Origin of the sequence: Acinetobacter tjernbergiae DSM 14971 = CIP 107465 (genome assembly GCF_000374425.1) — a bacterium.
GTDB classification, from domain to species: domain Bacteria; phylum Pseudomonadota; class Gammaproteobacteria; order Pseudomonadales; family Moraxellaceae; genus Acinetobacter; species Acinetobacter tjernbergiae.
In genome coordinates, this window is sequence record NZ_KB894356.1 from 192,862 (window position 1) to 198,963 (window position 6,102).

The 6,102-nt window shown below is 39.0% G+C and carries 8 protein-coding genes and 1 rRNA gene; 4 read left to right on the plus strand and 5 right to left on the minus strand.

The window, feature by feature from the left end:
- The first annotated feature begins 14 nt into the window (after window positions 1-14).
- Complete coding sequence (gene mnmC / locus C502_RS0104585; protein WP_018677674.1) at window positions 15-1,949, plus strand: FAD-dependent 5-carboxymethylaminomethyl-2-thiouridine(34) oxidoreductase MnmC; 1,935 nt, start codon at window positions 15-17, stop codon at window positions 1,947-1,949.
- Between the two features lie 82 nt (window positions 1,950-2,031).
- On the opposite strand, the gene C502_RS0104590 is transcribed toward mnmC, so the two are convergent.
- Window positions 2,032-2,346: a rhodanese-like domain-containing protein gene (locus C502_RS0104590; RefSeq protein WP_018677675.1), complete on the minus strand. Its 315-nt coding sequence runs from the start codon at window positions 2,344-2,346 to the stop codon at window positions 2,032-2,034.
- Window positions 2,347-2,437: 91 nt separating this feature from the next.
- Here C502_RS0104590 and C502_RS0104595 point away from each other — a divergent pair, with 91 nt between their 5' ends.
- Window positions 2,438-2,926, plus strand: a complete 489-nt coding sequence (locus C502_RS0104595) for a YajQ family cyclic di-GMP-binding protein (RefSeq protein ID WP_005051404.1) — start codon at window positions 2,438-2,440, stop codon at window positions 2,924-2,926.
- 14 nt (window positions 2,927-2,940) lie between these two features.
- Window positions 2,941-3,435 carry a DUF4442 domain-containing protein gene (locus C502_RS0104600; RefSeq protein ID WP_018677676.1) on the plus strand — a complete coding sequence of 165 codons (495 nt, stop codon included), beginning with the start codon at window positions 2,941-2,943 and terminating at the stop codon, window positions 3,433-3,435.
- A gap of 54 nt (window positions 3,436-3,489) precedes the next feature.
- On the opposite strand, the gene C502_RS0104605 is transcribed toward C502_RS0104600, so the two are convergent.
- The 3 genes from C502_RS0104605 to C502_RS0104615 are packed head-to-tail and all read right to left on the minus strand — an operon-like array spanning window position 3,490 to window position 5,239.
- On the minus strand, window positions 3,490-3,903 hold the full coding sequence (locus tag C502_RS0104605) for an acyl-CoA thioesterase (RefSeq protein ID WP_018677677.1): 414 nt from the start codon (window positions 3,901-3,903) through the stop codon (window positions 3,490-3,492).
- A gap of 1 nt (window position 3,904) precedes the next feature.
- The gene (gene trxC / locus C502_RS0104610; RefSeq protein WP_018677678.1) at window positions 3,905-4,342 is read right to left on the minus strand and encodes a thioredoxin TrxC; all 438 of its coding nucleotides are present in this window, start codon (window positions 4,340-4,342) and stop codon (window positions 3,905-3,907) included.
- The gene (locus C502_RS0104615) at window positions 4,343-5,239 is read right to left on the minus strand and encodes an alpha/beta hydrolase (protein ID WP_018677679.1); all 897 of its coding nucleotides are present in this window, start codon (window positions 5,237-5,239) and stop codon (window positions 4,343-4,345) included.
- A 123-nt stretch (window positions 5,240-5,362) separates the two neighbouring features.
- On the opposite strand from C502_RS0104615, the gene C502_RS0104620 reads away from it, so the two are divergent.
- Complete coding sequence (locus C502_RS0104620) at window positions 5,363-5,698, plus strand: protein tyrosine phosphatase family protein (RefSeq protein ID WP_018677680.1); 336 nt, start codon at window positions 5,363-5,365, stop codon at window positions 5,696-5,698.
- A 160-nt stretch (window positions 5,699-5,858) separates the two neighbouring features.
- Here the strand turns inward: C502_RS0104620 and rrf are convergent.
- Window positions 5,859-5,973: ribosomal RNA gene (gene rrf, locus C502_RS0104625) — 5S ribosomal RNA — on the minus strand.
- Between the last annotated feature and the right edge of the window lie 129 nt (window positions 5,974-6,102).

Genomic DNA, 6,102 nt, shown 5'->3' on the forward strand with positions numbered 1-6,102 from the left:
TCAAGCTTTTATTTATGTCTCACTTATCAAAATTACAAACTGCTGAATTGGACTGGGAACTGGTCGATGGTATTGAAGTTCCCATTTCCAAACAATTCGGCGATGTCTACTTTTCCAAAGATAATGGTTTGCTTGAAACCCGCCATGTATTTTTAAATGGCAATGATTTAACTGAACGTCTTTCTCAACTAAATAATTATCAATATTTCTGTGTCGGTGAAACAGGCTTTGGGACTGGGTTAAATATTCTGACGCTATGGCAACTGTGGCAACAAATACGCCCAAATAATCATAGCCATTTACATGTGATCAGTGTAGAAAAATTCCCTCTCAGTAAAGCAGACCTGATCCGCGCACTGAATGTCTGGACTGAACTCAAACCTTTCGCAAAAAAATTAATTGAACAATATCCATTACCGATCGCAGGCTGTCATCGTTTAAGCTTTCCTGATGAACGCTTTAGCATTGATTTATGGCTAGGTGATGCCCAAGATATTTTCCCAAGTATCCCCAAAACCCAAGCAGTGAATGCATGGTTTCTCGATGGCTTTGCACCCTCTTGTAACCCTGATATGTGGCAAGAAAATGTATTAAATCACATTGTACGTCTATCTGACTTTGGGACGACTTTCGCATCATTTAGTGTCGCAGGCATTTTAAAACGTGGGCTTAAACAACACGGCATTCAAATCAGTCGTCCACGCGGTTTTGGTCATAAACGAGAAATGCTCAAAGCCATTTGGCGAAATGCTTCACTAGAAGAAACAGATACTCCCGAACTAGAAGAAACAGATACTCCCGATTCGAAGCAAGACATAACGATTCAAAATGAATCTGAAACAGCAAGCTCAACAGCGGCACAGCGACAGATTGCGATTATTGGCGCAGGAATCGCAGGTTTAAGCTCGGCATGGGCATTTGCTCAACGAGGGCATCAAGTCACGATCTACGAGCAAAATGAGCCGCTTTCAGGTGCTTCTGGCAATCCGCTGGCGTTGCTCAATCCAAAGTTATGCCCGATTGAACAGGCACATGAACACTTGATGACCTTGAGTTGGCAACATGCGTTGAATTTTTATTCCCGTTTCAAAGCATTTAGACCAATTCAAGTACAGCAGATTGCATTAAAAAATGCAGATGAACTGCTAGGACTGGTTGAGCAATATCCTGAAAACGTTTTAACTGTAAATACAACGCTTGAATGCTTTCCTGAAACAGAGCTTCCAAGTCTGACCTTACATGAAGCAGGTGCAGTTTCCCCTCATCAGCTTCGTGACGAAATTTTGCAACATCCAAATATCAACATAAAAAAAGCAAAAATTTCTCGCTTAGAATCAATTAAAAACCAAACGATGCTCTGGCAAGACCAACAAAGTATTGCCAAAGCAGATCATGTAATTGTCTGTTGTGCCAAGCAAAGTGCTGAATTATTTGAAAATTATCCTGTACTAAAACCGATTCGTGGACAAGTGAGCTGGGTTGAAAATACCAAGCATCCTCTAGTGCTCAATCAAGCCTATAGTTATGGTGGCTACTGTATGCAACTGGATACATCACAATTGATATTGGGCGCATCTTTTTATCCCAATCGTGATGATACCGAAATCTTAAGAGAAGACCATGTGCATAACTATGAACTTATCCACAGTGTTTTTCCGACCTACGCCGAACAACTCCCATCTGTAGATACATGGCAAGGGCGAGCTTCTGTGCGTGCCCAAAGTTTGGATTACTTTCCTTTGGTTGGGAAAATACAAAATACGGATGACATTTATACTTTTGCAGGCTTAGGTTCCAAAGGCTTCTTATTTGCGCCATTGTGTAGTGAAATTTTAGCGGCGTTGATCTTAGGTGAGCTTTGTCCAGTGCCACAAAACTTATTGGATAAGTTGAATCCTCAACGATTCCAAAAGAAAGTCAAAATCAAAAAACCGTATTTTTCAGCTTAATTTTTATTTTTAATATCATTTAAATCTAAACATTTTACTTTGCCAAAATACCCACAAGTATTTTGGCAAATTTTCGAGTGAATTAAGCGCCCTGTTCTAAAGCAAAGCCTGCATCACGTGCTGCACGTGTGCCACCCATGAGTACAACATATTCACGAGAACCATCAAGACTGTCTAGGATTTCTGCTGCACGAGGTGCTTTGCTACCGCCACCACATAGAATATAAATCGGCTGATCCGTTGCAACTTGAGTCAAACTATCCACAGTGATTTCAGCAATTGGGCGATTCACCGCCCCTTTGACATGAGCCTCTGTATACGCTCTGGTATCTCGGACATCCCAAATGATGGCACCCTCTGGGAACTCAAATGTTGTAATTTCTTGTTTACGGATCATTGCACACTCCTTTAGATGTAAACAACACTTGGCAAATGAAGAAAACACCCTTAGCATCTCAGATATTCTTTCCCTTTGTAAAGGTCTAACCATGCCTTCTTTTGATATTGTTTCTGAATTAGAGTTATTTGAAGTCAATCATGCTGTACAAAATACAGAAAAAGAGATTGCAACACGTTTTGACTTTCGTGGACAAGACGTTTCAATCGAGTTAAATGAAAAAAATAAGGAAATCAAAATTTCAACTGAAAGTGATTTCCAATGCGAACAAGTCTATAGCATGCTTGAAAACCACTTCTTTAAACGTAAAATTGACATTCAAGCTTTAGACCCACAAAAGGCAACCGCTTCAGGTAAAAATGTAGTTCAAGTAATCAAGCTAAAAGATGGACTTGACTCAGATACTGCAAAAAAAATTAATAAAGCCATTAAAGAAAGCGGTATCAAAGCGCAATCTTCTATTCAAGGAGACAAAATCCGTGTCACAGATAAAAAGCGCGATACGTTACAACAAGTCATGAACTTTTTACGTGAACAACAATTTGGTCTGCCACTTCAATTTAATAATTTCAAAGACTAAGCAATAGGTTCACTATGGCAAAAGATAACCGTCTTTATACGTTGGTTAAAACGACTTCTAAATTTCCCAAAGGCATCCGTAGTACGCTATGGAGTACAGCTTTTGGTCGTATTGTTCCGATGGTAGGGACAGCGAATATTCGCTATTTAGAAGTCGATAAAGATCATGTCACTGTTCGTATTGAAAACCAACGTAATATGCAAAATCATATTAAAGGTGTTCATGCAGCAGCAATGGCTTTGTTGGCTGAAACTGCAACAGGTTTTTTAACAGGTTTGCATATTCCTGATGATCGTATCTTGTTGATTAAATCCCTACATGTCGATTATTTAAAAGTTGCACAAGGCGGTTTAACTGCAACAGCAACCTTATCAGCAGATCAACAGAAGTTTATTGCCGAAAATGACAAAGGCGAGTTATTGATTCCAGTAACGGTAATTGATGATTCTGGTAACCAACCTATCCAATGCCAAATGCTTTGGGCTTGGTTACCAAAACGTAAAAAGTGATTTTGAATCATAAAAAAATAAAGCCCAAATCTATTTGGGCTTTATTTTTATTGCTTAATTTGCTAAAAACTCTTGCTTAATTTGTTCTGATATCTGTCGCTTATTCCCATTTACATCTACAGCGACAAAAGTGAAAACACCTTGAGTAATGAGAATAGGGGCACGAGAATCATCATGACTATTCCATACTTCAATTTGCACCTGTACCGAAGTATTTCCTACTTTCAACACTTTGGTATAACAACTAATCACGTTACCAACTTTAACTGGAACGAGAAAAGTCATTTCATTAATTGCAATCGTTGCACAACGACCTTTACTAAAACGTTCAACATGAATCGCTCCAGCTAAATCCATCTGAGATACAATCCATCCCCCAAAGACATCGCCACTCCAGTTCGTATCTGCTGGCATCGCAATGTTTTGTAAGGATAAAACCCCTTCTGGATGATTTGAACGATCCGTCATATTAATGTCCTTGATGTTGCTGTAATTGCTGATCTAACCATTGTTGTAACTCAGGTGCGCGTAATGCCCCACTCATTCTCGCCAATTCAGTGGTTTTATTCATTAAGACTAAGGTCGGAATGCTGCGAACATTAAACGCAGCACTTAAACGTGGATTGGCTTCGGTGTCAATTTTTGCAAAAATTACATAAGGATTTTGCTTTGCAACCTGAGCAAAATGTGGTGCCATCATCTTACATGGACCACACCATTCCGCCCAAAGATCAATCAATACAGGTAGATCAGAATTGCTAATGAAATGACTAAAATTTTGTTCATTTAATTCAATTGGCGCTAAAGTTAACAATGCTTGATGGCATTGCCCACAATTTGGATGAACTGCCAATTTTTCTTCAGGTACACGATTTTTTGCACCACATGATGCACAGACAATAATCATTTACATCACTCCAATATGTTGATGTAAAAATTCTAATTGGGTTGTGACTGCTTTTTCAAACCAAGAACCGTGATAAATATCAAAATGTTTCATCTCCCATTCATAATAGCTCACAAATGGCGCAATATTGGTCGCTGCTTCACGGCTTGATTCTATTGGAATTAGAGTATCGTGCTTAGCCGCGATAAATAAAACAGGGATATTAATTTTGCGTACAAACTGAATCGGACGGTAGCGCATTAAGTTAAAGAATACACGTGCAGGAACTTCACCACTCCAATAATAATCAGGATTTACAATCGAGTGATAACCATAGTAGCTATCTGAGGTCGGTAAAAAGCATAATTTATATTGATCCACAACAGGCAAGGTTTTAGGCACTAGCCCCATCTTAGACCCCATGTAATCCTGACTAGAACGCTTTAAGGCCTCTGGATAACGCTGCAAGGGATAAAGTTTGGCTGTCTCAGCGCCATCGACATAAGGTACTTGTACCATCACGGCTTGAATATTTTTAAGATCAGTTGCCAGACTTAAAGCATAACCACCACTTAAAGAAGTTCCCCAAAGAATAATTCGTCGGCTATCAATTAACTTACAGTTCGACGCATATTGAACAATAGTTTTCCAATCATCTAATTGCGCACTCAAAGATACCAATTCACGAGGCTTACCTGTACTCCCCCCCCAGTAACGATAATCAAATAAAATCACCGCATAACCTGCTTGAGCAAAGCGTTGTGCATACTGAACTAATTTGAATTGGCGCAATCCAGCAAAACCATGAGCCATCAGAATCACAGCAGGTTTCATATTTGTTTTGGGAAGATAAAAATCAGCAGCGATGGTTTCATCATCACTTGGAACATACAACGGCTCAACTGTATAGGTGTGCATGCGCGCTCCATTGCTTTATATTATTACTTATCATCATTTATTTGCTATAGACATTTAAACCCAAGATCGAGCTTAATGCTATGATAGAGCATAAAATGTTTTGTTTATTTTTGGAGTGACAAGATGTCAGAAAATGTTGGTTTTGCAGGTCAAATTGGCCCTGAACATGTAGAACAAGTCGTTGAAAAAGGGTTTAAATCTATTATCAATAATCGCCCTGACATGGAAGGTGGCTCTGAACAACCTACGAGTGTGCAGATTGAAGAATCCGCACGTAATGCGGGCTTAGATTATGTGTATCAGCCTGTTGTTGCAGGCCAAATTACAGAGCTAGATGTTCGCACATTTGCAAACCATTATAATGAGTTACCAAAACCGATCTTGATGTTCTGTCGCACAGGTAATCGCTCAAATAATTTATACCAACTCGCAAAACAAATGGATTTATTGGATGATTAAATTATCTAATATGAATATTAAGAAATTTTGATATATCTGATTGCTATTCTCTTTATAGCGAATGGCATTTCAGAATGAAAGTTAATGATTTCTAAATCACTAGTAATATAAACATAAAAAAACACCCCCAACCGTTAGGTTGGGGGTGTTAGAGTTTAAAAGCTGGCGATGACTTACTCTCACATGGCAAACGCCACACTACCATCAGCGCGAAGAGGTTTCACTTCTGAGTTCGGGAAGGGATCAGGTGGTTCACTCTTGCTATTGTCGCCAGCAAACTGTTGTGGTGCTTTGGGGTCTTATTCACATTACTTAATAATGTATGCCTTACTTACGAACCAAAGAGTTATTAACGGATTAGATAATTGGTCTGTATTGTAACTAGTATTTCAACTAAATCAAGT

Excerpts from the sequence above, each read along its gene's own strand:
- C502_RS0104600 (WP_018677676.1), top strand. The coding sequence starts at position 2,941 with ATGGCAAAAGATAACCGTCTTTATACGTTGGTTAAAACGACTTCTAAA.
- C502_RS0104615 (WP_018677679.1), bottom strand. The coding sequence starts at position 5,239 with ATGCACACCTATACAGTTGAGCCGTTGTATGTTCCAAGTGATGATGAA.
- C502_RS0104595 (WP_005051404.1), top strand. The coding sequence starts at position 2,438 with ATGCCTTCTTTTGATATTGTTTCTGAATTAGAGTTATTTGAAGTCAAT.
- trxC (WP_018677678.1), bottom strand. The coding sequence starts at position 4,342 with ATGATTATTGTCTGTGCATCATGTGGTGCAAAAAATCGTGTACCTGAA.
- C502_RS0104605 (WP_018677677.1), bottom strand. The coding sequence starts at position 3,903 with ATGACGGATCGTTCAAATCATCCAGAAGGGGTTTTATCCTTACAAAAC.
- C502_RS0104590 (WP_018677675.1), bottom strand. The coding sequence starts at position 2,346 with ATGATCCGTAAACAAGAAATTACAACATTTGAGTTCCCAGAGGGTGCC.
- mnmC (WP_018677674.1), top strand. The coding sequence starts at position 15 with ATGTCTCACTTATCAAAATTACAAACTGCTGAATTGGACTGGGAACTG.
- C502_RS0104620 (WP_018677680.1), top strand. The coding sequence starts at position 5,363 with ATGTCAGAAAATGTTGGTTTTGCAGGTCAAATTGGCCCTGAACATGTA.